The sequence below is a fragment of the Paenibacillus jiangxiensis genome (assembly GCF_046098255.1).
In the GTDB taxonomy this organism is placed as follows: domain Bacteria; phylum Bacillota; class Bacilli; order Paenibacillales; family Paenibacillaceae; genus Paenibacillus; species Paenibacillus jiagnxiensis.
Window position 1 is genome coordinate 12,279 of sequence record NZ_JBJURI010000037.1, and the last position, 475, is coordinate 12,753.

General features: G+C 50.9%; 1 protein-coding gene. It reads right to left on the bottom strand.

What is annotated here, in order from left to right; translation table 11 throughout:
• Positions 1-475: DNA-directed RNA polymerase subunit alpha (locus ACI1P2_RS26835; RefSeq protein WP_355325476.1), on the bottom strand; the 475-nt coding region annotated here is incomplete at both ends.

Genomic DNA, 475 nt, shown 5'->3' on the forward strand with positions numbered 1-475 from the left:
CAGCATCAAATGCTCAGTCAGGATTTTAGCCCCAAGACTGACAGCCTCTTCAGGCCGAATGCTTCCGTCGGTCCATACTTCCAGTGTCAGCTTGTCATAGTTGGTCACTTGGCCTACACGCGTATTTTCCACACCGTAGTTTACGCGGGAAATCGGAGTGTAGATGGAGTCGACGGGGATTACGCCAATAGGCTGATCCTCACGCTTGTTACGATCTTGCTTAACATAGCCGCGTCCGCGATTGGCGAAAATACGCATGTGAAGTCTCGAACCTGGTCCAAGCGTAGCGATATGAAGATCTGGATTCAGGATTTCAACATCGCTGTCCGCACGGATATCTCCTGCCGTTACGGCTCCTTCGCCTTCCGCGTCGATTTCGAGCACTTTCTCTTCATCGGAGTGGATCTTGAGCGACAAAGCTTTCAGGTTAAGAATGATCTCCGTTACGTCTTCCATTACGCCAGGAACCGTTGCA